This is a genomic window from Rhodococcus sp. CH91, from assembly GCF_022554085.1.
In the GTDB taxonomy this organism is placed as follows: domain Bacteria; phylum Actinomycetota; class Actinomycetes; order Mycobacteriales; family Mycobacteriaceae; genus Rhodococcus.
The window spans coordinates 474,239-499,442 of sequence record NZ_JAKFYR010000002.1 but is presented as its reverse complement, the minus strand read 5'-3'; the positions used below and the strand labels follow the sequence as shown (position 1 = coordinate 499,442).

Below are 25,204 nucleotides of genomic sequence, written 5' to 3'. Positions count from 1 at the left end.
AGCCACACCGGCGCCGCCCTCACCCGTTACTCTCGGGAACATGAAACCCTGGTTGCTCCGCGGACTCGGGCTTGCCCTGGTCCACGTGGTCGTGCGCGTCCTGCTCGGTGCCGCTCTCGTCCAGTGGCCGTTGCAGGGATCGGTGCTGCGCTGGCTGGGCTTCGCCGTGGTGGTGATCGCGGCATTCGTCTGGGCCGGTCTCGACGGCATCCGTGACCATCGCGCGCATCCCGACCCCGACGAGGGTGCAGACCTGACGATGCGCTGGCTCGCCGCCGGCGCGGTGACCGGAATCGTGGGCGGAGTCCTCACCTGGTTCGTCGACACGATCGCCCCGGTGCCGGTCGGCGTGACATCCCTGTTCTTCGAGGTGACCTCGGGAGCCGCATTCACGGTGCTGCTGGTCTTCCTGCCGGCGATGGCGGCGGTCACACTCGGCCGCTTCTTCGCGCGCCGCAGCGAACGCAAGGCCACGAAGAACGACGACTGGTCCGTCCACCGGGAGCATCATGCGCCCGCGAACGCCGGAGCGACCTCGACGGCAGGGGCCCGGCCGGCCGATCCCGCATGGCGCAACGACGACGCTCCCACCGAGATCTTCCCGCGGATCGAACCGAAGCAGTGAGCCTGTCCCGACCCGCCCTGTAGCGGGCGGGTGCTCAGTTTTCTCGGCGGCGCCGGTCTGTACGGGTAGCCGACCCCGAGGAGATTCTCATGACCGACGCACCCGACATGCTCGACCTGACCTCCGCCGCCCACCGCATGGAGCGCATCCTCACGGGAATCGACGACGCACAACTGTCGGCCCCGACCCCCTGCTCCGACGCATCGGTGGGTGTACTGGTCGACCATGTGCTCGGATTGTCGCTCGCGTTCACGGCCGCAGCGCGCAAGGAGTACGGGCCCGATACCGACTCCCCGCCCGAACTCGCGGGCGAGCCACCGCCGGACTGGCGCCTCCTCGTCCCCGGCCGGATGGCGGCCCTCGGCGAGGCGTGGACCGATCCCACCGCGTGGACTGGCACCGCCCGCGCGGGTGGACTCGACCTGCCGGCAGCGGTGGCCGGCCTCGTCGCGCTCGACGAACTCGTCGTCCACGGCTGGGACCTCGCGCTCGCCACCGGCCAGGACTACAGCTGCGAACCCCACGAGATCGCGGCGTGCACCGCCTTCGCGGAGAGCATCACCGACGAGGAACGCGCCCGCGACGCGAACGGCCTGTTCGGTCCCGCGGTCCGGGTGGGCGACGAGGCCCCGCCGCTGGATCGCCTGATCGGCCTCACCGGACGCGACCCGTCGTGGACACCGCCGACGCTCCGAACCGGCGGTTAGAGCAGCACGGTTCCCGCGTCGGCCTTGCCCTGGCGCGCCACTTCGGAATACGCCGCGGCGAGCAGGGTGGGATCGGGCCCTTCGAGCCTGCCGGGCTTGGCGAGTCCATCGAGCACGACGAACCGCAGCATGCCGGCACGGTTCTTCTTGTCGGTCTGCATACCCTTGAGCAGATCGGCGAAGGCGTCCGGATCGTAGGTGGTGGGCAGGCCGACGGATTCGAGGATCGCGCGGTGCCGGTCGGCGGTTGTGTCGTCGAGGCGGCCGGCGAGCCGGCCCAGTTCGGCCGCGAAGACCAGACCCACCGACACGGCGGCACCGTGGCGCCAGCGGTACCGCTCGCGACGCTCGATGGCATGACCGAGCGTGTGGCCGTAGTTGAGGATCTCGCGCAGGCTCGACTCCTTGAGGTCGGCTGCGACCACCTTCGCCTTGACCTCGACCGAACGCCGGATCAGTTCCGGCAACACGGTTCCGGCGGGATCGAGCGCGGCCTCGGGGTTGTCCTCGATCAGGTCGAGAATGACCGGATCGGCGATGAAACCGGTCTTGATCACCTCGGCCAGTCCGGCCACGATCTCGTTGCGCGGCACCGTCTCGAGGGTGGCGAGGTCGACGAACACCGCGGACGGTTCGTGGAACGCTCCTACGAGATTCTTCCCGGCCTCGGTGTTGATACCGGTCTTGCCGCCCACGGCTGCGTCGACCATCGCCAGCAGCGTGGTGGGAATGTGGTAGACCCGCACCCCGCGCATCCACGTCGCGGCGACGAATCCGGCGAGGTCGGTGGCAGCTCCGCCGCCGAGGCTCACGACGGCGTCCGAGCGGGTCAGCCCGATCCGGCCGAGCACCTCCCAGCAGAAACCGGCGACGGCGAGTTCCTTGCCGTCCTCCGCGTCGGGGATCTCGATGCGGTGGGCGTCGATTCCGGACTCCGCCAGTGCCTCACGCACCGCTTCTGCCGTCGCCGTGAGCGTCGGCTGATGGAAGATCGCCACTGTCCGGGTGCCGGACAATTCTTCGACGACGTCTCCGAGCAGACCCCGGCCGATGATCACCGGATAGGGCTGGGCGGTCTCGACGTCGATGCGTACCGGTTCGGTCACGGTGTAGGGCTCCGATCCTCGCTGATGATCTGGGTGGACGCGGCGTCCGCCGCTTCGAGTTTGGCGAGCACCTGCTGCACGACCCGCCCCGGGCTCCGGCCGTCGGTGCGCACTCGGATCGTCGCCGCCTGCCGGTAGAGCGGACGGCGACGGCGCATCAGGTCGCGGTACTTCTGGGCCGGGTCTCCCCCGGCCAGCAACGGCCGGGCGCCGTTGGCGGCGGTGGCCCCGGTGCGACGCAATCCTTCGGCGACGCTGATCTCGAGATAGACGACGGTGTGTCCGGCGAGCCGCTCACGCGTGCGCTCCGACAGGATCGCTCCCCCGCCCAGGGAGACGACCCCGTCGTGACGGTCGAGTGCCCGGGCGACCACATCTTCCTCGATCTCCCGGAAGGTCGATTCCCCGTCCGCGGCGAAGATGTCGGGAATCGTCCTGCCCGTCACGCGCTCGATCTCCACGTCTGTGTCGAGCAACTGCAGGTCGAGCGCGTTCGCGACCCGACGGCCGATCGTGGATTTGCCCGCCCCCGGCGGGCCGATGAGTACTAGGCGGGGCGTCATGAGATCACCGCGGCGGCCGCGCCGCGATGCCCTTCAGGTAGTGCTGGATGTTGCTCGTCGTCTCGGTGAGGGAATCCCCGCCGAACTTCTCGAGTGCAGCCTGCGCCACGACCAGCGCGACCATCGCCTCCGCGACGACACCGGCGGCGGGAACCGCACACACGTCCGAGCGCTGATGGATCGCGACCGCCTCGTCACCGGTGGTCATGTCGACGGTCGAGAGTGCGCGGGGCACGGTCGAGATCGGCTTCATCGCCGCCCGCACACGCAGCGGCTCACCGTTGGTCATGCCGCCTTCGATACCACCGGCACGGTTGCTCGAGCGCAGGACGCCGTCGGGGCCGGGCGTCATCTCGTCGTGCGCGGCGCTGCCGCGGCGACGCGAGGTCTCGAACCCGTCGCCCACCTCGACACCCTTGATCGCCTGGATCCCCATGAGGGCCGCGGCGAGTCGCGCATCGAGACGGTCGGCGCCACTGACGAACGAACCGAGGCCCACGGGCAGTCCGTGCACGACCACCTCGACGATTCCGCCGAGGGTGTCGCCGTCCCGTTTCGCGGCCTCGATCTCCGCGATCATGGACTCCTCGGCGGCCTTGGAGTAGGCACGCACAGGACTTGCGTCGATCGTGGCGAGATCGTCCGGACCGGGCTCGGATCCGGCATAGGGCTCGGATGCTCCGATGGAGATGACGTGCGAGACCACCTCGGCACCGAATGCCTGGCGCAGGAAGTTGCGGGCCACGGTTCCGGCAGCCACTCGTGCTGCGGTCTCCCGGGCGCTGGCGCGTTCGAGGACGGGACGCGCATCGTCGAAACCGTACTTGAGCATGCCCGCGTAATCGGCGTGGCCGGGGCGGGGACGGGTCAGAGGGGCATTGCGCGCCTGACCTTCGAGCAGTTCCGCGTCGACCGGGTCGGCGGCCATGATGGTCTCCCACTTGGGCCACTCGGTGTTGCCGATCTCGATGGCGATGGGGCCACCCAGGGTGCGTCCGTGCCGGACACCGCCGATCACGGTCACCTTGTCCGCTTCGAACTTCATCCGTGCGCCGCGGCCGTAACCCAGTCGCCGCCGCGCGAGTTGCTCCGAGATGTCGTTCGACGTCACCTCGACACCGGCGACCATCCCCTCGAGCATCGCGACGAGGGCGGGACCATGGGATTCTCCAGCAGTTATCCAACGCAGCACACGCCCATCCTTCCACGTTCGTCTCCCGCTCCGCGATGCCGCCCCTGGTCAGCCGGCCGTGAGCAAGCCCACACCGGTGGCGAGACACATCGACGGTCCGTGCGGCACCGGCCCGGCGCCGTATGTGCCGCTCCGCCACCGACCACGAATCACACCTGCCAGGACACCTGCACCGGCCGTGAGAAAGGGCGGAAGCACCGCACCGAGCAGCAGTGCGGTGGGCCCTGCGAGGCCGGCGACGGCACCGAGACCGAGGGCGAGTTTGACGTCGCCGGCGCCCAGCGACCGCGGCGAGATCACGTGCGTGACGCACAACGGCGCCGCGAGCAGGAGCGCCCCGACGACCGCCTCGCCACCCCGGCCCGCTGCGGCGGCGACGGTGAGGATCACGAGCGCTCCCCCGACGGTCGGCAGATTCGGCAGCCGGCGAACGAGAAGATCGACAGTGCTCAGGCACACACACCACCCGCCGAAGAGTGTCGTCGCCCAGACGGTGGTGGCGGCGGTGGAGGCGGTGTCCGCCAGGATCGCGACGACCAGACACGCCGCTTCACAGCACACCGGTGGCGGACGTCGCCCGGCCAGTGACCCGGCGACCCTGCGCACACCCGTACCCATCAGCGCTCCGGCGATCGCAATCGCGAGCACGCCTGCCGTCTCCCCCACCACGACCTGCAGCCTGCCGTGGGCACGCACTCGTGCCAGCGCTCCCGCACCTCCGGGAACGAATCTGGGGACGAACGCGGCGCCTGTGGACAAAGGCGCACGTCGGACCGGCTCTCCTGCAAGGATTGCCGCAATCTTCGGAGTCCGGTTCGGAAGGGTTGATTGCATGGAGATTTCGTCGCTGCTCGAGCACATCGGGACCGTCGTCGACGTCGTGGGCGTCGGTGTCATCGTGGTCGGCGCACTGGTGGCGACGTGGATCGCGGCCACCGCACGGCGCCGCGATCCGGGCGCGACGGTCTACGAGCCGTATCGACGCAATCTCGGCCGGTCGATCCTGCTCGGCCTCGAATTCCTGGTCGCGGCCGACATCATCAAGACCGTGGCCGTCACCCCCACCTTCACGTCGGTGGGGGTACTGGCGATCATCGTGCTCATCCGGACGTTCCTGAGCTGGTCGCTGCAGCTGGAAATCGACGGCCGGTGGCCGTGGCAGCGTTCGCGCCCCGGGCCCGAGGATCCGACGACCGCGACACCGGCTACGTGAGCGAGCGCTGCAGCGCCTCGCGGCGCCGCAGGAGGTGTGTGCGTTCGACCGCGTTCTCCGTTCGCGCGGCGGCGGCGTCGTAGGCGGTGATCGCCTCGGAGTGCCGTCCGAGACGGCGCAGCAGATCGGCCCGGGCGGCATGGAAGACGTGATAGCGGTCCAGACCGAGACCGTCGACGATCTCGAGCGCTGCGGCGGCGCCGTCCACCTCGGCGAGCGCGACGGCCCGGTGCAGCGCCACCACCGGCGTGGGTGTCGCCGCGAGCAGCAGATCGTAGAGTGCCACGATCTGCTGCCAGTCGGTGTCCTCGGCGGTGGCCGCATCGGAGTGCACCGCCGCGATCGCAGCCTGGATCTGGTAGGGCCCCGGCCTGTTCCGGTGCAAGACGCGTCGCACGAGCCCCTGGCCCTCGGCGATCAGTTCACGATCCCAGAGCGAGCGGTCCTGATCGCCGAGCAGAACCAGTTCGCCGTCGGGTCCGGTGCGGGCCGCACGTCGGGACTCGCCGAGGAGCATCAGGGCGAGCAGTCCCGTCGTCTCGGAATCGTCCGGGAGCAGGGCGGTCAGCAGGCGTCCCAGCCGTACGGCCTCCACACACAGGTCCGCGTCGGCGAGGCTGGGCCCGCCGGTCGCGGTGTGGCCTTCCGTGTACACCAGGTACACCACGGAACGGACGGCGTCGAGACGTTCGGGAAGTTCGCCTGCGGTCGGTATACGGAACGGTATGTGGGCGTCGCGGATCTTCCGCTTGCCGCGTGAGATCCGTTGTCCCATGGTCGGTTCCGGGACAAGGAATGCACGGGCGATCTGCGCGGTGGTCAAGCCGCAGAGAAGGCGCAGCGTCAGGGCGACGCGTGCATCGGGTGCGAGTGCCGGATGACAGCAGGTGAAGATCAGCCGCAGGCGGTCGTCGGGGATCTCCGGGGAGTCGAGTGTGTCCGGACCGGGCGCGGCGGTCGGCGTGCTGTGGAGCAGGCCGGCTTCGGCATGTTTGGCCGAGCGTGCTGCCTCCCGTCGCGCCCGGTCGATCGCTCGCCGACGTGCCGTGGTGATGATCCATCCGGCAGGGCTCGGCGGAATACCCTCTGTCGGCCATTTCTCGACTGCCTTCGAGAAGGCGTCCTGCACCGCGTCTTCGGCGACGTCGAGGTCGCCGAAGACGCGGGCGAGCACTGCGACCGCTCGGCCGTATTCGTCGCGGAAGATCCGCTCGATATCGGCCGCGGACAGCTCCGTCATCGGAGTAGCGCGCTCAACCGGCGCGCGATCCCCATACCAGTGGGCGCACTTCGATGGGTAGGGTGACGGCCTCGGCGAGACCGCGTGCCCACGTCAAGGCCTCGTCGAGATCGGCGACGTCGATGACGTCGAACCCTCCGAGATGTTCCTTGCCTTCGATGTACGGTCCGTCGGTGGTGGTGACCGCGTCGCCCTCGGTGCGGACCACCGTGGCGCTCTCCGGGGAATGCAATCCACCCGAGAACACCCATACGCCGGCCTCGCGCACCGCGCTCTGCCACTCCCCGACCTTCTTCATGATGGGGTCGAGAATCTCCGGGGGCGGCGGATCACCGTCCGGTTGGTAGATACCGAGCAGGTACTGCGCCATCATCGGATCCTTCCCGCAGCGGCCGGCCGTTCCGGCCTCTCACCTTCCATACGAACGGTAGGCCGCCGTTTCGACATCCCGAACGAGAACGGCGCGCACGGCGGGAGGTCGGGCTCGCGGTGGTGGGCCGTCAGCGAAGGTTCGGTTCCGGATACTCGAGGCCGATGGCGCGCGCCATCTCCGTCCGCGGAGCGGGCAGACCCGTGAACTGCTCGACCTGCCCGAACGCCTGATTGAGAAGCATGTGCAGTCCGCTGAGGACGAGGGAGCCACGCTTTCGGGCGGCGTCGGCCAAGGGAGTGGGCCACGGATCGTAGATCGCGTCGAGAATGCACGGGGCGTGTGCGAGCGCCCCGGACCAGGGCGCTGTCGCGGCCGCAGGCACGGTACTCACGAGCGCTCCGGACGCGGCGCAGACGTCGGCGAGTTCGGGCGCGTCGAACGGCAGCCATCGCGCCTCGACCTCGTCGCCCAGACAGTCGAAGGTGGCGACGGCCTTCTCCTCGGAACGAGCCACCACGGTGACATCCCGTACGCCGAGTTCCTTCAGGCCCACGAGTGCAGGTCGCGCGGTGCCTCCGGACCCCACGACCACGGCCGACCGGCCACGGAGATCACCTGCCCCACCCGACCGCAGTGCGCCTGTGACACCGTCGACGTCGGTGCAGTCCGCCCGCCATCCGCGGTCCGTCCGGACGAGGGTGTTGGCCGAACCGATGGTCACGGCCCGCTCGGTTCGCAGATCGGCGACCTGCAGAGCCGCGAACTTGCCCGGCATCGTCACCGACAGACCGGCCCATTCGTCACCGAGTCCCTCGACGAAGTCCGGCAACTGTTCGCCGGTGCACTCGATCCGCTCGTAGGTCCACTCGTTCAATCCGAGTGCCCGGTAGGCCGCGAGGTGCAGCAGGGGCGATTTCGAGTGCGCGATGGGTTTCCCCAGAACGGCTGCCTTGCGCACTCCGCGCGTCGGGTCATCGGCCACTGTCGAGGATTCCGCTCTGGAGTGCCAGCTCGGTGTTCCGGAGGTGTTCTTCGTAGGAGTTCGCGAACAGCGTCGTCCCCTTGTCGTCGATCGTCACGAAATAGATCCACTCACCCGGCTCCGGATTCTCCATCGCCTGCAGCGCACCGATGCTCGGTGACGAGATCGGAGTGGCAGGCAGACCGACCTTGGCGTAGGTGTTCCAGGGAGTCACCCGTGCGCGATCCGCGTCGGTTGTCGCGAGTTCGGTCTCGTCGAGTTCGTAGTTCACGGTGGAGTCGAACTGGAGCATCTGCCCGATGTCGAGACGGTTGAGAATCACGCGGGCGACCTTCGCGAAGTCCTGGGGCAGGGCCTCACGTTCGACCAGCGACGCGGAGATCAGCATCTCGTAGGGGGTGAGCCCGACACGAGCCGCCGCTTCGGTGATGCCGGTCGCCTCGTAACTCGAGGCGCTCTCCGACACCAGACGCGCGAGAATCTCCACGGGTTCGGCGGTGGGATCGAAGTCCCAGCTGCCGGCGGCGATCAGCCCTTCCAGCTGCCGGCTGCGGTCGGGCACATTGGCCACGGCCTCGCGCGCCCAGGCCGGCACACCGAGAGCCTGCAGGTCGGGGGTCGCTCCGGCGGCATCGAGTTCTTCGTAGGTGACGCAGTTCTCGGCTCCCGGATCGCCGTGGCAGCTCGCTTCGGCGATGAGCGTGTAGATGCCCTTACGGACAGCGCCCGTGTTGACGTCGCGGATGTCGTGCAACTGACGGCCTTCGGAAATCACGAGCGCACCCACCCGGGTCTCGGGGGTGACGAGCTTCGCTACGGCGTCGACCGCGGGAATGTTGGTGGGTATCTGGTAGAAACCGGGCTGCAGCGCGTTCATCCCCGAGTTCTGTACCGCTGCTTCGTAGAAGGCCGCCGAACTCGCGACAACACCCTTGTCCACGAACTCGCTGCCGATCTCTCCGGCAGTGTCGCCCGGATGGACCTGCACGACCACCTCGGGCCCCGGGGGACCGGTGAAGTCGGGCGGAGCGCCGGGACCGACGAATCGTTCGTAGGCGAGATAGCCTCCGCCCAGGACGACGATCAGCAGCACCGCCGCAGCCAACGCTCCGACGACGCGGCCACGTTTCCGGCGCTTGCGTGCGCCCGCGTCGCGACCGGTGGCGCCGTGCGGGTCGCCGACTGCGACGGGTTCCGCGCGCTGTCCTGCCGTCTCGTACTCGGCCGGGGCCTCGTCGCGATAGTGGTCCTCGCGATAATCGACCTCGCGATAGTCGTCGTCGGAGTAGTCGTCGGTGCGGTAGTCGTCACGCGCGGCGTAGGAGTACCCGCCGGGATACTCGTCGTCGGCGTGGTCGTACCCGCGCTCGGCATAGTCCTGGTCGGCACGACCCGCATGACCCTGGTCGGCACGACCCGCAGAGCCCTGGTCGGCACGACCGGCCGAGTCACGGGGGTCGTACCCGCGGGCGTCCGGGGGTGGGCCGTCGAACGCTCCCGGGCCGAAACGCAGGACAGCGGTCTCGCGCTCGTCCGGTTGCGGCTCCCCGGCGTGGGGCGCCCGAACAGGAACCCCGTCACCGTAGGGATCGCCACCGTAGGGATCGCCACCGTAGGGATCGCCATCGTAGGGATCGCCACTGTTGCGGGTCGCCGCGTACGGATCGTCCTCGTAGCGGGAGGGTGGATCGTATCGGGGTGGGTCCTCGCGTCCGCCCGGAGACGGCGGGTGCCCACCGGAATAGGGGTCTGCGAACAGATTCTCCCGCGTGTTCTCCGAATGGTCGTCGTGGCGTCCGTGCCGGCTCACCGGCTGCCCTCCATGTCCCCGTCCGACTCGTTCATCCCCGAACTCCGCTCGTCCAACCAACCCTGCAAGATGGCCACAGCGGCAGCCTGGTCGATGACCGGCCGCGCGCCTTTCGCGCTCACCCCGCTCTCGCGGAGGGCACGCGCCGCAGTGACCGTCGTGAAACGTTCGTCGGCCAGGCGCACGGGTACGTCGGCAAGGACGCGACGGAGTCGACGCGCGAAATCGCTCGCCAGTTTCGCAGCCCTGCCGGGCTCACCGCGCAGTGTCTGCGGCAGCCCGACGATAACCTCCACCGCCTCGTATTCCCTAACGATCTGGACGATGCGCTCGAGATCGGGGGTCCGGGGGCCACGATCCTTGGCACGCGGCACAGTCTCGACCGGAGTCGCGAGGATCCCGTCGGGGTCGCTCGACGCGACCCCGATCCGCACGCTACCGACGTCGATACCGATGCGGCGACCACGACCGGGATCGTCCACACCGGGACGGTCGGGGCGCGGCAGCTCCGCCACGCTCAGCCGGCCAGCTCGCTCAGGCGGGCCCGGAACGAGTCGAGCGCGGCGGGGATTCCGCCAGGATCGGAACCCGATCCCTGTGCCATGTCGGGCTTGCCACCGCCGCGGCCACCGATCGCCGGGCCGAAGCTCGCGACGAGCTCGCCCGCCTTGATGCCCATGTCCTGTGCAGCCTTGGTGGTCGCGACGACGAACGGCACCTTGCCGTCGGCGTTACCGAGCAGGAGCACCACCGCCGGATCGGTGCCGAGACGGCCCCGAACGTCCGCGGCGAGCGTGCGCAGGTCGTTTCCGGAGACCCCCTCCGGCGCGGCCTCGGCCACGACCAGCAGATCCCCGATGCGCTGCGCCTTCCCGGCGTACGTGCCGGCCGCGGCGGCGACGTTCGCCGCGCGGGTCTTCTCGAGTTCCTTCTCGGCCGCCTTGAGCCGGTCGAGCAGAGCTTCGACGCGACCGGGCACCTCTTCGGAGGGAACCTTGAGGGTCGAGGACAACCCGGCGAGCAACGCGCGTTCCTTCGCGAGATGGCGGTAGGAGTCGAGGCCCACGTAGGCCTCCACGCGACGGACACCCGAGCCGATCGACTGCTCACCGAGGAGCGTGACCGTACCGACGTGCGACGAGTGCTGCACGTGCGTACCACCGCACAGTTCCATCGAGAACGGGCCGCCGATCTCGACGACGCGCACCTCATCGCCGTAGTTCTCGCCGAAGAGGGCCATCGCGCCCATCTTCTTGGCCTTCTCGAGGTCGGTGACGAAGGTGTTGACGGGATAGTTCGCCGCGACGGCCTCGTTGGTCACGCCCTCGATGTCCCGCTTCTGCTGCTCGGAGAGCGCGCCGGGCCACGAGAAGTCGAAGCGCAGGTAACCCGGCTTGTTGAGCGAGCCTGCCTGCACAGCGTTGGGTCCGAGCACCTCACGCAGCGCGGCGTGCACGAGGTGGGTACCCGAGTGCCCCTGGGTGGCGCCCTTGCGCCACTCGGGGTCGACCTGCACGAGCACCGCGTCGCCCTCGACGACCTGCCCTTCGAGGACCGTGACCTTGTGGGTCCACAGCTGCTTGGCGATCTTCTGGACGTCGTTGACCTTGATCTTCAGCCCCGGTCCGGTGATGGAGCCGACGTCGGCGATCTGCCCGCCTGCCTCCGCGTAGAGAGGGCTCCGGTCCAGGATCAGCTCGACGTCCTGTCCGGCGCTCGCGGCGTGCAGCCGCTCCCCTCCGGTGATGACGGCGAGCACGTGGGCTTCGCTGACCAGTTCGCTGAACCCGGTGAACTCGGTGGGACCGCGGTCGAGGAGCTCCTTGTAGACCGTCAGGTCGGCGTGCGCATGCTTACGGGCGCGAGCATCGTCCTTGGCACGCTGCCGCTGCTCGGCCATGAGCGAGCGGAATCCCTCCTCGTCGACGGTCAGGCCGGCCTCTGCCGCCATCTCGAGGGTGAGGTCGATCGGGAAGCCGTAGGTGTCGTGGAGGGTGAACGCCTCGGTACCGCCGAGCACGTGCCTGCCCTGCGACTTCACCGTCTCGACGGCGCCTTCGAACAGCTTGCTCCCGGTACCGAGCGTCTTGAGGAAAGCGGTCTCCTCGCCGACGGCGACCGTCTCGATACGAGAGAAGTCGGTGGCGAGCTCGGGATAGGACGGGGCCATCGTGTCGCGCACGACGGCCATGAATTCGCGCATCGTGGGCTTCTCGGCGCCGAGCAGACGTGCGGATCGCACGATGCGGCGGAGCAGTCGCCGCAGGACGTAACCTCGACCGTCGTTTCCGGGATTGACTCCGTCGACGATGAGCATCGCCGCGGTGCGCGCGTGGTCGGCGATGACGCGGAAGCGCACGTCGTCCTCGGGCTTCGCACCGTAGGTGGCGCCGGTGAGTTCGGCGGCCTTGTCGATCACCGGACGCAGCAGGTCGGTCTCGTAGACGTTCTCGACGCCCTGGAGCAGGAAGGCGACACGCTCGACGCCCATGCCCGTGTCGATGTTCTTCTTGGGCAGCGGGCCCAGGATGGGGTAATCGTCCTTGGCGCCACCCTCACCGCGTTCGTTCTGCATGAACACGAGATTCCAGATCTCGATGTAGCGGTCCTCGTCGGCCTCCGGACCACCGTCGACGCCGTATTCGGGACCGCGGTCGTAGAAGATCTCGGAACACGGTCCGCACGGGCCGGGGATGCCCATCGACCAGTAGTTGTCCTTCATGCCGCGGCGCTGGATGCGCTCCTCCGGCACGCCGACCTTGTCGCGCCAGATCGCGTACGCCTCGTCGTCGTCGAGATAGACCGTCGCCCAGAGCTTCTCGGGAGCGATACCGTACCCGCCCTCGTCGACGGAGCCGGTGAGCAGCGTCCACGCGAAGGTGATCGCCTCTTCCTTGAAGTAGTCGCCGAAGGAGAAGTTCCCGGCCATCTGGAAGAAGGTGTTGTGCCGCGTGGTCTTGCCGACCTCCTCGATGTCGAGGGTGCGCACGCACTTCTGGACCGATGTCGCGCGGGTGTAGGGCGGTGTCTGCTGGCCGAGGAAGTAGGGCACGAACGGGACCATGCCGGCGTTGACGAACAGCAGGTTCGGATCGGCGAGGATCAACGACGCGCTCGGCACCTCGGTGTGTCCCGCCTTCACGAAGTGATCGAGAAAGCGCCTGCGGATCTCGTGGGTCTGCACGTCGATGGTCCTTTGTGGTCTGACGATGGTGTGGAGCTGCCCGGACGGGCGGTCGATCCGGTCGATCGGCCGTTCTTCAGCTTATCGCGCCACCGGAAGTGCTTTCGGTACGGCGGTCACTGCTCGCCGCGCACGATGCGGCGCAGCTTCGGCAGGCGGGCCGACAACTCCCGTTCGACACCACGGCCGGTCGGTTCGTAATAGTCGACTCCGATCAGCTCGTCCGGTGCGTACTGCTGCGCGAGCACACCGTCCGGATGCGCGTGCGGGTACCTGTAGCCGATCGCGTTGCCGAGCTTCTGCGCGCCCTGGTAGTGGCCGTCTCGCAGGTGGGCCGGTACCGGACCGGCCTTGCCGGCTTTCACGTCGGCGACCGCGGCGCCGAGCGCCGCGGTGACCGCTCCGGACTTCGGTGCGGTCGCGATGTGGATGGTCGCCTGAGCGAGGGCGAGTTGCGCTTCGGGCATCCCGACCTGCTGGACCACCTGGGCGGCGGCGACCGCCGTCTGCAGTGCGGTGGGGTCGGCCATGCCGATCTCCTCGCTGGCCTGGATCATCAGCCGGCGTGCGATGAACCGCGGGTCCTCCCCCGCGACGATCATGCGCGCGAGGTAATGCAGAGCGGCGTCGACGTCGGAGCCCCGCAGGGACTTGATGAAGGCACTGGCGACGTCGTAGTGCTGATCGCCGTCGCGGTCGTAGCGCACTGCGGCTTCGTCGATGCTCGACTCGACGGTCTCGAGATCGATGACGGCGTGTCCGTCGGTGGCCCTGGCCAGAGCGGTGTCGGCGGAGGCTTCGAGAGCGGTCAGCGCCCGGCGGGCATCGCCACCGGCGAGCCGCACGAGATGGTCCGAGGCGTCGTCCGTGATCTGCACGGTCCCCGCGAGTCCGCGCGCGTCGGTGCGTGCGCGTTCGAGCAACGCGCGGATGTCGTCGGGGCCGAGCGGCTGGAGTTGCAGCACCAGCGAACGCGACAGCAACGGCGCGACGACCGAGAACGACGGATTCTCCGTGGTCGCCGCGACGAGCAGCACGATCCGGTTCTCCACAGCGGCCAGCAGAGCGTCCTGCTGGGTCTTCGAGAAGCGATGAACCTCGTCGATGAAGAGCACGGTCTGCTCGCCGTGCGTGAGTCGACGGCGCGCGAGGTCGATGACCGCCCGCACGTCCTTGACCCCGGCCGAGAGCGCGGACAGCGCCTCGAATCTGCGCCCCGTGGCACCGGAGATCAGGGAGGCCAGGGTGGTCTTCCCGGTGCCGGGCGGGCCGTAGAGCACAACCGATGCCGCGCCCGACCCTTCGACGAGACGACGCAGCGGTGCGCCCGGTTCGAGCAGGTGCTGTTGCCCGACCACCTCGTCGAGACTCGCCGGACGCATCCGCGCCGCCAGCGGCGCGGATGCCCCGCCGGTACCGATCGAGGCACGGCGGATCTCGGGTTCTGCTTCGGGTTCGGGTGGGCGTGGCGCCTCGAACAGGGCATCCGGTTCGGCGGACGGGTCGTGCGCCCCGAAAAGATCACTCACGGTCTCGACGCTACAAGCTCCGTCCGACCGCGTCCGGCCACCTGTGCCGTTCGCGTGGACGGGACGGCGAGTTCGTGATCGGATCATGCCGTGGCCACGACGCCGTCCGTCCCGCATCCGTCCCGTCGCACCGTGCTTCGCTCGGGGATCGCCGCAGTCGGCGCCGCGGCATTCACATCGGCCTTCCCCTCTGCTGCCGCGTCTCCTGCAGTCTTCGCGCACGGTGTGGCGTCGGGTGACCCACTTCCCGATGCGGTGATCCTGTGGACCCGGGTGACACCTACCCCGGAGGCGACGCCCGGATCGGGCGTAGGGCCCGACCTCGTGGTCACCTGGGAGGTGTCCCGCAGTGGCCGTTTCGACGAGATCGTCTCGAGTGGAACGGTGAGAGCGCATGCGGTCTCCGACCACACCGTCAAGGTCGACGTCCGCGGCCTCGATCCCGACTCCGCCTACTTCTACCGGTTCCGTGCAGCCGGGGCCGTCTCGCCGATCGGCAGGACGTCCACGGCTCCCGCGCCGGATGCTCCGGTCGGACGACTCCGTTTCGGTGTCGTCTCGTGTTCCGACTGGGAGGGTGGATTCTTCACCTCCTATCGGCATCTCGCCGCACGCGACGATCTCGACGCCGTGATCCATCTCGGTGATTATCTGTACGAGTACGCCGCCGGGGAGTTTCCCGTCGCCGGTGCCCGGGCGGTCCGCTCGCATCGGCCGGCCCACGAGATCGTGAGCCTCGCCGACTATCGCACCCGGCACGCCCAGTACAAGACCGATCCGGACCTGCAGGCACTGCACGCACGGGTGCCGTGGATCGTGGTGTGGGACGACCACGAGTCGGCGAACAACGCGTGGGCGGGCGGAGCCGAGAATCACGATCCGCGACTGGAGGGCGACTGGAGACGCCGCAAGGCCGCATCCGTGCAGGCCTACGACGAATGGATGCCCGTCCGCATGAACGCGGGACGTCTCTATCGACGTCTGCGCTACGGCCGGCTGGCCGAGCTCTCGATGCTCGATCTGCGCACCTATCGCTCCGAGCAGATCCCCGGCGCCGGGCGCGCCGTGGGCGATCCCGGCCGTACGATGACGGGCCGCGAACAGATGAAATGGCTCACCGCCGGTCTGACGAGCTCCCCGGCCCGATGGCAGTTGATCGGCAATTCGGTGATGATCGCCCCGGTCCTGTTACCACCCCTCGACCGGCGCACCACCTCGGCGCTGACCGAGCTCCTCGGAGTGCCCTCCGAGGGCCTGCCGTACAACACGGACCAGTGGGACGGCTACACCGCCGACAGGCGGCGGCTGCTCGACGCGATCACCACCGCAGGTCTGCGCAACGTCGTCTTTCTCACCGGCGACATCCATACCTCGTGGGCCGCGGACATTCCCGTCGACGCCGCTCGTTATCCGGATGCGGGCACGGTGGCGACGGAGTTCGTGGTGCCGTCCGTGACCTCGGCGAATATCGACGAACTGCTCGGAGTGCCGCCGCGGACCGTCTCTCCTGCGCTGGAAGCCACGGTGACCGCGACGAATCGGCACGTCCGGTTCGTCGAACTCGATTCGCACGGCTACGGGGTGCTGGAGGTGACCCCGGACGCGACGCAGATGGACTGGTTCTTCATCGGCGACCGCGCCGACCCGAATTCGATCGCGCGCCGCGTCGCGGGCTACCGGGTCGCCGACGGCACCGCGAAGGTCGAACCGGCGCACCGGCTGTAACCGGAGCCGGCAGCAATTCAGCCTGCAGAGCGTTCCTCGAGGTGAGCGAGTACGTCGCGCGCGTGCGCCGCGACGTCGTCGTGTCCGGTCTCGGCGGCGAAGTCCGCGAGAAGCGACCAGCGTGCGCGGAGCGCCGGGATGCGGGGCACCGACAGACCGTGCTCGCGCACCGACGCGATGCGGGCGTGATCTTCGGGAAGGAACAGATGCGTACTCAGCCATACGCATGCGAGCAGAGCGTCGAGAAGTCGCTCCTCGAGTACCTCGTCGTAGGCGAGCTGCGGCCACATGCCCACCACCTCGGCACGCCAGGCGTCGGCCATCGCACGGATACGGTCGACGGACAGCGGCGCCGAGCACAGGCACAGCGGGAACGAGCTCAGCGCGTAGGCGATGTCGAGTGTGGCGTCGCGGAAGCCGCCCCACTCGTAGTCGAGGAACTGCACTCCCTCGTCGCCGACGACGATGTTGTCGGGGCACAGATCGGACGGGCTGAACGCCCGGAACCGGCCGCCGGTGAACAGCTTCGAAGCCCGTTCGGCGCGGTCGCGCACCGATTCCGGAACCGACAGGCCGAAGTCCGCGTCGAGGAGCTCGGGTACGCCCCGGACGGCGTCGAGAGCCTGCTGGGACACGGCATCGGCGACCCGGGTGACATCGGCGCGACGCAGCAGCGCCGCGAAGTCCTCTTCCCGTCCGACCGTCGCGGCATGCATGCGCCCGAGGGCCTGCGCCAACGCCATGAGGGTGTTACCGGTCGCCTCGGTATCGCTGTTGCGCAGCACCGCTGCGAGCGTCGTCGCATCACCGAGGTCGCTGAGCACGAGCAGCCGGGCGTCGAAGTCGTAGGCGAGCAGTTCCGCGCCGGGCCGGTGGTCCTTCGAGAGCGCCGTCGTGAACTGGTACGACACGGCTTCCCGCAGGAAGGCCATCTGCTCGTCGGTCTCCGACCCACGGAAGTCCACATGACCGGCACCCCGCGAGGGTGGTACCTGCTTGAGAACGAGAGTGCGCGGCAGCGAGAAGGGGTTGGCGGCCACTCGTACCCGCACGACCACCGAACGGCCGCTGCCACCGAGATCCACGGGATCGGTGAGCGTCACCGTGGCGCCGGTACGACGCGTGAGCAGCGCTTCGGCGGCGTGTACCACCTCGGACACAGGGTCTGCCAATGTTGCGGTCATCACTGCCCAATCTACAGGTTCGGGGTCACGACGAGGTCGTCCGGAGGACTCGGATCGTGTGGGACCTTCTTCGCCCGAAACCCGTCCACCTGGTCGGATTTGTCTGTTTCGACGAGGAGAATACGCTGTTCATCCGGGCGTGTCTCTCTCCCGCCGGGGCAGGGCCGAACCTTTGTGCGCGGTCACGGCCCGGACACGAGGTCACCTACTCGGGTGACACATGGGTCACTTTCTGGAAACCGCGAGCAGTGGCTCGATCCACTGCGGCCTTCACGACGCCGAAGATCAGTCCTTGCAGTGCGGCCGCGACGAGCACGTCCCGGGTGCGTTGCGAGAGGTCCTGCGGTTCGGGCCGTTCGTCGCTGCTGCCGACCTTCTTCCAGACCTGGTTGAACACAGCCCCGGCGAGCACACCCCCTCCCACACTGGCCGCAAGAGCGAGCGGTTTGTAGACGATCGTGCGTCCGGCCGACATCGATACCTCCTCGTCGGCGCCGCGGTGGCGCCGGAACGAGGGAATACCCGCAATGCCCTACCGCAAACCCCGGACTGTCGCCGAAAAGCCGTGTGGGCGGGCACCCTCCGGCACCCGCCCACTCGGATCGATGTCTACGGTCAGCGCTCGGTGACCGCGGTCGCGTCCGTCTCCGGCACGAAGTCGATCCCGGTCTCCTTGCGCTGCTCCGGGGTGATCGGCCCCGGCGCATCGGTCAGCGGATCCACCCCTCCACCGGACTTGGGGAACGCGATGACCTCGCGGATCGAATCCATCCCGGCGAGCAGGGCCGTGATGCGGTCCCAGCCGAACGCGATACCGCCGTGCGGAGGCGCACCGTACTTGAACGCCTCGAGCAGGAAGCCGAACTTCTCGTTCGCTTCCTCCTCCGAGATGCCCATCACCTTGAAGACGCGCTCCTGGATGTCGGGGCGGTGGATACGGATCGATCCGCCACCGATCTCGTTGCCGTTGCAGACGATGTCGTAGGCGTACGCGAGCGCCGAACCCGGATCGGTGTCGAAGGTGTCCATGTACTCGGGCTTGGGCGAGGTGAACGCATGGTGCACCGCGGTCCACGCCGAATGACCGAGGGCCACGTCGCCGCTCGCGGTCGCGTCGGCCGCCGGTTCGAACAGCGGGGCGTCCACGACCCACACGAACGCCCACGCGTTCGGATCGATCAGATCGAGCTTGCGGGCGATCTCGTCACGCGCGGCGCCGAGCAGGGCGCGCATCGGCTTGGTGGCGCCGGCGGCGAAGAAGATGCAGTCGCCGGGCTTCGCCCCCACGTGCGCGGCCAGACCCTCTCGTTCGGCGTCGGTGAGGTTCTTCGCGACCGGCCCGCTCAGCGTGCCGTCCTCACCGACGAGCACGTAGGCCAGGCCCTTGGCGCCACGCTGCTTGGCCCATTCCTGCCATGCGTCGAGCTGGCGGCGGGGCTGGCTCGCACCGCCGGGCATGACGACCGCACCGACGTACTCGGCCTGGAAGACCCGGAAGGTGGTGTCCTTGAAGAACTCCTTGCACTCGACGAGCTCGAGGCCGAAGCGGAGGTCGGGCTTGTCGGTGCCGAAGCGGCGCATGGCCTCCGCATAGGTCATGCGTGGGATGGGGGTCTCGAGTTCGTGGCCCACCAGTCGCCACAGTGCGTGGAGCACCTCCTCGGCGAGGAGGATGACGTCGTCCTGGGTCACGAATGCCATCTCGATGTCGAGCTGGGTGAATTCGGGCTGCCGGTCGGCGCGGAAGTCCTCGTCGCGATAGCAGCGGGCGATCTGGTAGTAACGCTCGATACCGCCCACCATGAGCAGCTGCTTGAACAGCTGCGGAGACTGGGGAAGGGCGTAGAAGTTGCCGGGCTGCAGCCGGGCCGGGACGAGGAAGTCGCGGGCGCCCTCGGGAGTGGATCGTGTCAGGGTCGGAGTTTCCACCTCGACGAACTCGTGATGCGCGAGCACCGCGCGTGCCGCGGCGTTGACCTTGCTGCGCAGCCGGATGGCCTTTCCGGGCTTCTCCCGTCGCAGATCCAGGTAGCGGTACTTCAGGCGCGCTTCCTCGCCGACCTGGTCGTCGAGCTGGAAGGGCAGCGGCGCGGCCTCGTTGAGAACCTCGAGCTCGGTTGCGTCCACCTCGATCGCGCCCGTGGGGATCTCGAAATTCTGGTTGCCTTCGGGCCGGAGCTCGACCTTTCCGGTGATCCGGACGCAGTACTCCGCGCGGAGCCGGTGGGCCTGTTCGAGGACTCCGGCGCTGCGGAAGACCACCTGGGCGACACCCGAGGCGTCACGCAGATCGATGAAGATGACCCCGCCGTGGTCGCGACGCCGGGCGACCCAACCGGTGAGGGTGACAGTCTGCTCGGCGTGCTCGGCTCGCAACGAGCCGGCCAGTTGGGTGCGCAGCACGGAATTCCTTTCGAAACGATCAGCGACGGGTTCGTCGGCTGTAATCCTACGAAAGACGCCCTCTGCCCGAGGACACCCGTCCCCCATCGGTCGTGCCAAGCTTGTGCCGCTCGGTCACCGCGGAGAGAAAGCGAAAACCATGACGTTCAACGAGGGTGCACGGATGGATTCCGGCCGTGTCCGGACCGGAGGGGGTGGCCGCGGCGGGAAGATGGCGCTCGGCGGCGGCGCCGGTGGCCTGATCCTGGTCGTTCTCGTCCTGCTGTTCGGCGGCGATCCCTCCTCCCTTCTCGGGTCCGGGGTTCCCGACGCGTCCGAGACTTCCCCGGCGGACAGCGCCCTCGAGGAATGCGAGATCGGAGGTGCTGCCGCGAACGCGAATGTCGACTGCCGGGTGCTGTACACGGTCGGTTCCCTCGACTCGGTATGGGAGCAGCAGCTCGCCGAGCAGACCGGGGTCGCCTACCTACAGCCGGACGTCGAGATCTTCACCTCGGCGACCGCCACCGGGTGCGGCAACGCCACCAGTGATATCGGCCCGTTCTACTGCCCCGCGGATCGGACGGCGTACTTCGACACGAGCTTCTTCGACGAACTCGAGTCGCGGTTCGGCGCCAGCGGCGGCCCTCTCGCGCAGGAATACGTCGTCGCCCACGAGGTCGGTCACCATCTGCAGAACCAGCTCGGGGATCTCTCCCGCGCCCAGGCGGATCCGCGCGGGCCGGAGTCGGGCGCGGTGCGCACCGAACTGCAGGCCGACTGCTACGCGGGGGTATGGGCCCATCACGCAGACAAGCTGCCCGATCCTGCCACCGGGGAGCCCTTCCTGATGCCGCTCAGCGATACGGACATCCGCGATGCCCTCTCCGCCGCCTCCGCAGTGGGCGACGACCGGATCCAGCAGGCTGCGACCGGACGGGTGAACCCGGAGGCCTGGACCCACGGGTCGTCCGAGCAGCGACAGGCCTGGTTCCTGGCGGGCTACCGCACGGGCCGGGTCGACGCGTGCGACACCTACGCGGCCGGCGACCTCGACAGTCCCCCGGCCGTGCGGTGACCGTCGGACCCCCTGGTGAACGAAGCAGGTTCACTCGACGGTGACGGTCATCCGGGCGCTGTCGGCCCACAGGTCCAGGTGCCGGCGCAGCCGCAGGGACACCGGCCAGGTGCCGGCGCGGCGGGCCTGGAAACAGAAGATCCGCTCGCCGGTTCCACCCGGCAGCGGATTCTTCGACGGCAGGAATCGGATGTCGCGAAGGACGAGCCCTTCTCCGATTCTCGACGTCGACCAGCAACAGTCCCGGGAGAGGTCTTCGGTCAGGTGCAGCTCGACCGTGTCTCCGACACCGACGGTGACATCCTTCGGACCAGCGGCGATGTACTTCATCTTGCCAGGATAGCGCCGGCCTGTGATGTTCATCACCACTCTCGCATGTGCCTGTTGCACATCACCGGGAGGTCGGATGTGTGATGCAGCACAAATCGGGGAATTCGTTGCGCATGCACGAGGAACGAGCCGGAATCACACGCAGCGACGCGGTCATGGGAGGACGTCTGCTCGCACTCGCCCACGAGAACGACTACGCCGAACTGACCGAGGAAGTCGCCGCTCTCGTGTCGAGCACCGACTCGGACTCGGCCGCTCCGTCCACACCCCCGTTCTACGGGGGTGTTCTGAAATGGACGGTCACCACCATCGCCGACGTCGTAGTCGACAAGATGGGACCGGAAGTACGGAGCGACGAGACGTTCGAACTGACCATCCGAACCGAAGAAGGCCGGCAGATCCGGCCGGAGGAACTCCCGCAGCCGGAGGGCACTGTCATGAAGGCGGTCGTCGATGCGCTCGCCGGCGACACGACCGCGGTCCGCGGCGACCTCGACCAGGTGGCCTTCGCGATGGACTGGGCCTCCAGGATGGAGGCGCTCGTCGAGGCGGTGCTCTGGCTCGACCGGCTCCTCGACACACCGGCACCGGACAGAAACGACGACGCCCCGCCCTGGTGACCTACACCCCCGCAGTTCCTCTCCACGGACGGTCCGGCGCGGAACGATGCCGTTGTTCACACCCCTGACCCCGCGGGCCCTGTCGGCCGTCGTCGCCGAGCGTGCCGAATCGCTGATCGGGCGAGCGTGCATCGCCGTCAGCGCTCCGGACGCCGCGGATCCGGTCGAATTCGCGCACCGGCTCGTGGCCGACCTCCGATTGCGTGGCCGGGCAACGGACGTCGTCGCACTCCACGATTTCGTGCGACCCGCCTCGGTGCGCCTCGAACACGGCCGAACCGATCCCGACAGTTATCGTCACGGCTGGTTCGACTACGACGCACTCGATCGCGAGGTGCTGCGCTCACTGCGTGAACGGGGCCGGTGGCTGCCCCGTCTGTGGGACGAGGACACCGACCGCTCGGCGCGCGAGCACTCGCGAGAGGCGGCCGACGCCCAGATCCTCGTCGTGGCCGGCCCGATGCTCCTCGGCCGCGGTCTCGCTTTCGATCTCACCATCGCTCTGACGATGTCCCGCGGCGCCCTCGAGCGACGGACGCGCCCGGAAGATCGATGGACGGTCGATCCGCTGCTCACGCACGTCTGCACGGATGCCGATGTACTCGTCCGCTACGACCATCCCGACCGGCCCGCGGTGCTGCAGAGGTGGACCTGAGCGCTCCTCGCCCGGATCATCGTCCGGAGCGGGGCTTCGCGAGCACCCGGTGCACGGCGGAGGTGACGGCCTCGGGGGCCGCCGAACCGAAGGCGGCCATGGACTTCGCGAGCGCTGATCCGGCGACGACCTTCCTGTCGCCACGCACGAGCGCGGCGTATCCGTCTCGCGCCACCCGGGCAGGGTCGTCCTTGGGACCCTTCCCCAACAGGGTGTCGAGCATCCCCGCGCGCGCGAAGAAGTGCGTGTCGGTGGCTCCCGGGAGCATCGACGTCACGGTGACACCGGTGCCGTCCAGCTCGCGGCGGATGCCGTCGGCGAAGGACTGGACGAAGGCCTTCGACGCGTTGTAGACCGCCTGGTACGGGCCCGGCATCGTCGAGACCACCGAGGAGACGATCAGCATGCGCCCGGATCCTGCCCGCACCATGTCGGCCAGTACGAGACGCGCGAGATGCACCGTCGAGCGCACGTTGACGTCGACGACCGACAACAGGTCGTCGACATCGGCGTCCACGAACGCTCCCCCGACACCGACCCCGGCATCGAGTGCGGCCGCTGCGGGTGTCCGCCCTCCGGCCGTCGCCGCCTCGTACACCGCGCGCACACCTGCCTCGGTGCGCAGGTCCGCGTGAACCGTCGTCACCGACGCGCCGGATTTCTCCAGTTCTGCTGCGACGACATCCAATTCCTCCGAGCGCGCCGCCAGCACGAGGTCGTATCCGTCGGCGGCGAACAACGCCGCCAGTTCCCGTCCTATGCCGCGTGACGCACCCGTCACCACGGCCAGCGGGCGAACATCGTTCATGATTCCTCCTCCGCGCGGGATGGTTCCGGATACCCACCGCCGCTCGGCCCGACACGAGGACCACTCCGATCCCGCTCCCGGCGTTCGCCGTTTGGATCGCGACTCTGCCCGGGTATCGCGACTCTGCCCCGTATGCAGAGCGCTGCCCCTTCCGACATCTGGAGATCTCTTGCAGGACGAGACACACACGCCCTTCTCGAAGCGACCACCGGACGCGATCCGCGAGGATCTGCATGCGGCCGCTCACCGGGTGTTCGGCTGGAAGGCTCTACGTCCCGAGCAGGTGGACGCGATGGTGCCGCTCCTCGGCGGGCGGGACGTACTCGCCGTGATGGCTACGGGCTCCGGCAAATCCGCGATCTACCAGGTGCCGTCGCTGCTGCTACCGGGGGTGACCGTGGTGGTCTCTCCCCTCATCGCCCTGCAGAACGATCAGATCGCCGGCCTCGACCACTCGGCGGCCCCCGAGGCGGTCGCGATCAACTCCCGGCAGCGCGAGTCCGAGAACGAGTCGAACTGGCGTGCCGTGCTCGAACGCGACGCCGATTACGTCTTCCTCGCGCCGGAACAACTCGTCAAGGACGATGTCCTCGCCCGACTGCGCGACGTGCAGGTCTCTCTTCTGGTGATCGACGAAGCCCACTGCGTGTCGATGTGGGGCCACGATTTCCGCCCGGAGTATCTGAGGCTGGCCGACGCACGGGACGCGCTCGGCCGACCCCCCGTCGTGGCGCTCACAGCCACCGCGTCTCCCCCTGTACGCGAGGACATCTTGTCGGCTCTCGGCATGCAGGACCCGATCGTGATCGCGGGAGGTTTCGACAGACCGAATCTCGACATCGCGGTGGAGCGGTACACCGACGACGCGGAGAAGCGTCGCGCGGTCGTCGCGAGGGTGTCGTCCCTCACCGGCCCGGGAATCGTGTACGCCGCGACGCGCAAGGACACCCGACGCTACGCGGACGCTCTCCGCGAGGCGGGGGTCGAGGCGCGTTGCTATCACGCAGGGATGCGCGCCCACGAACGCCGGGAGGTCCATCTCGGATTCCTCGAGGGACGATGCGACGTCGTGGTGGCGACCTCCGCATTCGGAATGGGCATCGACAAACCCGACGTGCGATTCGTCGTCCATGCCTCCGTGCCCGATTCGGTCGACTCGTACTACCAGCAGATCGGCCGTGCCGGCAGGGACGGCGAGCAGGCCACAGCCCTCATGTTCTACCGCCCCGAGGACCTCTCCCTGGCGACCTTCTTCACCACGCACACACCCGACGAGGAGTTGATCGCCCGGGTCTTCGCGGCGGTACGCGCTCAGTCCCCGACACGCCTCGGCCGGTTGCGTACCGAACTCGATGTGCGGGGACGACGACTCTCCAATGCCGTCAACCTGCTCGAAAGGTGCGGTGCCCTCGTCTCGGGCAGACGCGGATTCTGCGCCACAGACATCCCTCCGGAAGAGGCACTACAACGGGCCGTGGATGCAGCGGCCGCGGGTGAGCGGCTGGACAGATCCCGCGTCGACATGATGCGCGGTTACGCCGAGACACGTGGCTGCCGACGGCAATTCCTCCTCGGGTATTTCGGCGAGACACTCCCCCGGCCCTGTGGGGAGTGCGACACCTGCCGGGAGGGCGCCCGGGATCGGGTCACGACGGACGCGTCGCCGGCCGGACCCGCACCGAACTCCCGGGTCGTGCACGCGGATTGGGGCCCGGGCGTGGTGATGAGCCTCGAACACGACCGCGTGACCGTCCTGTTCGACGCCGAGGGGTACCGGACGCTGTCGCTCGATGCGATCACCGAGTCCGGTGTACTGACCGTGAACGTCGAAGAACCCGTGGCGTGAGCCACGGGTTCTTCGAGTGATCCCTTCGGGCGGATGATCGGACGCCGGTCCG

Annotated in this window: 24 protein-coding genes; 8 read left to right on the top strand and 16 right to left on the bottom strand. The window is 68.6% G+C overall.

The genetic code is table 11. From position 1 onward, the window contains the following. The first annotated feature begins 40 nt into the window (after positions 1-40). Positions 41-625 carry a B-4DMT family transporter gene (locus MOM01_RS06000; protein WP_241384463.1) on the top strand — a complete coding sequence of 195 codons (585 nt, stop codon included), beginning with the start codon at positions 41-43 and terminating at the stop codon, positions 623-625. 89 nt (positions 626-714) lie between these two features. Beyond that, the gene (locus MOM01_RS05995; RefSeq protein ID WP_241384462.1) at positions 715-1,332 is read left to right on the top strand and encodes a TIGR03086 family metal-binding protein; all 618 of its coding nucleotides are present in this window, start codon (positions 715-717) and stop codon (positions 1,330-1,332) included. Here MOM01_RS05995 and aroB read toward each other — a convergent pair. From aroB to MOM01_RS05975, 4 genes are read right to left on the bottom strand one after another with little or no spacing between them, the layout of a single operon-like run. Next, a complete protein-coding gene (gene aroB, locus MOM01_RS05990; protein ID WP_241384461.1) occupies positions 1,329-2,438 on the bottom strand; it encodes a 3-dehydroquinate synthase in 1,110 nt (369 codons plus the stop codon). The two genes, MOM01_RS05995 and aroB, sit on opposite strands and share 4 nt — an antisense overlap. Then, positions 2,435-3,001: a shikimate kinase gene (locus tag MOM01_RS05985; protein WP_241384460.1), complete on the bottom strand. Its 567-nt coding sequence runs from the start codon at positions 2,999-3,001 to the stop codon at positions 2,435-2,437. Before MOM01_RS05985 ends, aroB begins: the two co-directional genes overlap by 4 nt. 4 nt (positions 3,002-3,005) lie before the next feature. Next, positions 3,006-4,193, bottom strand: coding sequence for a chorismate synthase (aroC, locus tag MOM01_RS05980; RefSeq protein WP_241384459.1), 1,188 nt, complete (start codon positions 4,191-4,193; stop codon positions 3,006-3,008). Positions 4,194-4,241: 48 nt separating this feature from the next. Continuing rightward, entirely contained in the window at positions 4,242-4,952 is a 711-nt protein-coding gene (locus MOM01_RS05975; protein ID WP_241384458.1) for a prepilin peptidase, read from the bottom strand. Positions 4,953-5,025: 73 nt separating this feature from the next. Between MOM01_RS05975 and MOM01_RS05970 the strand changes: the two genes are divergently transcribed. Further along, a complete protein-coding gene (locus tag MOM01_RS05970) occupies positions 5,026-5,406 on the top strand; it encodes a DUF1622 domain-containing protein (RefSeq protein ID WP_241384457.1) in 381 nt (126 codons plus the stop codon). Here MOM01_RS05970 and MOM01_RS05965 read toward each other — a convergent pair. The 7 genes from MOM01_RS05965 to MOM01_RS05935 form a co-directional block, all read right to left on the bottom strand. Next, a complete protein-coding gene (locus MOM01_RS05965; protein WP_241384456.1) occupies positions 5,399-6,646 on the bottom strand; it encodes an RNA polymerase sigma factor in 1,248 nt (415 codons plus the stop codon). The genes MOM01_RS05970 and MOM01_RS05965 overlap by 8 nt on opposite strands. Positions 6,647-6,659: 13 nt before the next feature. Then, positions 6,660-7,016, bottom strand: a complete 357-nt coding sequence (locus MOM01_RS05960; protein ID WP_241384645.1) for a YciI family protein — start codon at positions 7,014-7,016, stop codon at positions 6,660-6,662. 130 nt (positions 7,017-7,146) lie between these two features. Then, a complete protein-coding gene (locus MOM01_RS05955) occupies positions 7,147-8,001 on the bottom strand; it encodes a shikimate dehydrogenase (protein ID WP_241384455.1) in 855 nt (284 codons plus the stop codon). Next, on the bottom strand, positions 7,991-9,811 hold the full coding sequence (locus tag MOM01_RS05950; protein WP_241384454.1) for an endolytic transglycosylase MltG: 1,821 nt from the start codon (positions 9,809-9,811) through the stop codon (positions 7,991-7,993). Before MOM01_RS05950 ends, MOM01_RS05955 begins: the two co-directional genes overlap by 11 nt. Continuing rightward, positions 9,808-10,326, bottom strand: coding sequence for a Holliday junction resolvase RuvX (gene ruvX, locus MOM01_RS05945; RefSeq protein WP_241384453.1), 519 nt, complete (start codon positions 10,324-10,326; stop codon positions 9,808-9,810). The genes MOM01_RS05950 and ruvX overlap by 4 nt, the downstream gene beginning before the upstream one ends. Before the next feature lie 2 nt (positions 10,327-10,328). After that, on the bottom strand, positions 10,329-12,995 hold the full coding sequence (alaS, locus tag MOM01_RS05940; RefSeq protein WP_241384452.1) for an alanine--tRNA ligase: 2,667 nt from the start codon (positions 12,993-12,995) through the stop codon (positions 10,329-10,331). A gap of 116 nt (positions 12,996-13,111) precedes the next feature. Beyond that, positions 13,112-14,524 (bottom strand): replication-associated recombination protein A, encoded by a 1,413-nt coding sequence (locus MOM01_RS05935; RefSeq protein ID WP_241384451.1) that lies wholly within the window; start codon positions 14,522-14,524, stop codon positions 13,112-13,114. Positions 14,525-14,614: 90 nt separating this feature from the next. Here MOM01_RS05935 and MOM01_RS05930 point away from each other — a divergent pair, with 90 nt between their 5' ends. Continuing rightward, positions 14,615-16,249 (top strand): alkaline phosphatase D family protein, encoded by a 1,635-nt coding sequence (locus tag MOM01_RS05930; protein ID WP_241384450.1) that lies wholly within the window; start codon positions 14,615-14,617, stop codon positions 16,247-16,249. 17 nt (positions 16,250-16,266) lie between these two features. On the opposite strand, the gene MOM01_RS05925 is transcribed toward MOM01_RS05930, so the two are convergent. The 3 genes from MOM01_RS05925 to aspS form a co-directional block, all read right to left on the bottom strand. After that, the gene (locus MOM01_RS05925) at positions 16,267-17,433 is read right to left on the bottom strand and encodes a kinase (protein WP_241384449.1); all 1,167 of its coding nucleotides are present in this window, start codon (positions 17,431-17,433) and stop codon (positions 16,267-16,269) included. A gap of 205 nt (positions 17,434-17,638) precedes the next feature. Beyond that, positions 17,639-17,908 carry a DUF4235 domain-containing protein gene (locus tag MOM01_RS05920; protein ID WP_241384448.1) on the bottom strand — a complete coding sequence of 90 codons (270 nt, stop codon included), beginning with the start codon at positions 17,906-17,908 and terminating at the stop codon, positions 17,639-17,641. A 140-nt stretch (positions 17,909-18,048) separates the two neighbouring features. Then, positions 18,049-19,836, bottom strand: a complete 1,788-nt coding sequence (gene aspS, locus MOM01_RS05915) for an aspartate--tRNA ligase (RefSeq protein WP_241384447.1) — start codon at positions 19,834-19,836, stop codon at positions 18,049-18,051. Between the two features lie 139 nt (positions 19,837-19,975). Here aspS and ypfJ point away from each other — a divergent pair, with 139 nt between their 5' ends. Then, positions 19,976-20,893, top strand: coding sequence for a KPN_02809 family neutral zinc metallopeptidase (gene ypfJ, locus MOM01_RS05910; RefSeq protein ID WP_241384446.1), 918 nt, complete (start codon positions 19,976-19,978; stop codon positions 20,891-20,893). Positions 20,894-20,923: 30 nt separating this feature from the next. Here ypfJ and MOM01_RS05905 read toward each other — a convergent pair whose 3' ends face one another. Then, entirely contained in the window at positions 20,924-21,223 is a 300-nt protein-coding gene (locus MOM01_RS05905) for a protease inhibitor I42 family protein (protein WP_241384445.1), read from the bottom strand. An 83-nt stretch (positions 21,224-21,306) separates the two neighbouring features. On the opposite strand from MOM01_RS05905, the gene MOM01_RS05900 reads away from it, so the two are divergent. After that, on the top strand, positions 21,307-21,843 hold the full coding sequence (locus MOM01_RS05900) for a hypothetical protein (RefSeq protein WP_241384644.1): 537 nt from the start codon (positions 21,307-21,309) through the stop codon (positions 21,841-21,843). Positions 21,844-21,889: 46 nt separating this feature from the next. Further along, positions 21,890-22,498 carry a hypothetical protein gene (locus MOM01_RS05895; RefSeq protein WP_241384444.1) on the top strand — a complete coding sequence of 203 codons (609 nt, stop codon included), beginning with the start codon at positions 21,890-21,892 and terminating at the stop codon, positions 22,496-22,498. A gap of 16 nt (positions 22,499-22,514) precedes the next feature. On the opposite strand, the gene MOM01_RS05890 is transcribed toward MOM01_RS05895, so the two are convergent. Continuing rightward, positions 22,515-23,306, bottom strand: a complete 792-nt coding sequence (locus MOM01_RS05890; RefSeq protein ID WP_241384443.1) for an SDR family NAD(P)-dependent oxidoreductase — start codon at positions 23,304-23,306, stop codon at positions 22,515-22,517. Between the two features lie 169 nt (positions 23,307-23,475). Between MOM01_RS05890 and MOM01_RS05885 the strand changes: the two genes are divergently transcribed. Continuing rightward, complete coding sequence (locus MOM01_RS05885) at positions 23,476-25,152, top strand: RecQ family ATP-dependent DNA helicase (RefSeq protein WP_241384442.1); 1,677 nt, start codon at positions 23,476-23,478, stop codon at positions 25,150-25,152. Positions 25,153-25,204 lie beyond the last annotated feature (52 nt).